The organism is Salifodinibacter halophilus, assembly GCA_012999515.1.
Lineage (GTDB): Bacteria > Pseudomonadota > Gammaproteobacteria > Nevskiales > Salinisphaeraceae > Salifodinibacter > Salifodinibacter halophilus.
In genome coordinates this window covers 1-274 of sequence record JABEEB010000224.1, presented here as the reverse complement: position 1 = coordinate 274, position 274 = coordinate 1, and the positions used below count along the sequence as shown (strand labels likewise).

The 274-nt window shown below is 62.0% G+C and carries 1 protein-coding gene; it reads right to left on the bottom strand.

Annotation, left to right across the window (positions count from 1 at the left end; genetic code table 11):
• The coding region (locus HKX41_11420; GenBank protein NNC24741.1) for a hypothetical protein at positions 1-274 on the bottom strand (274 nt) is incomplete at both ends.

Below are 274 nucleotides of genomic sequence, written 5' to 3'. Positions count from 1 at the left end.
CGTCGGTGTCAACGAGCATCTCGCCATCGCGGGTTGGGTGGCCGTACTGCAGCAAACCGGTGATCTCCTGCTCGGTGGCACCGTCGAATACCGGGGTGGCCAGACGGGATTCCTCAGGAATATCAATGAGGCCAACCTCGCGCAGACGCTCGGCCCAATCACCCTCGGCCTGGGTGATATCCCAGCCGGAGTGAGCGATCCAGCCCAGGTGCATCTCAAGAACCTGCCCGACGTTCATTCGGGAGGGCACACCCAACGGGTTGAGGATGATGTC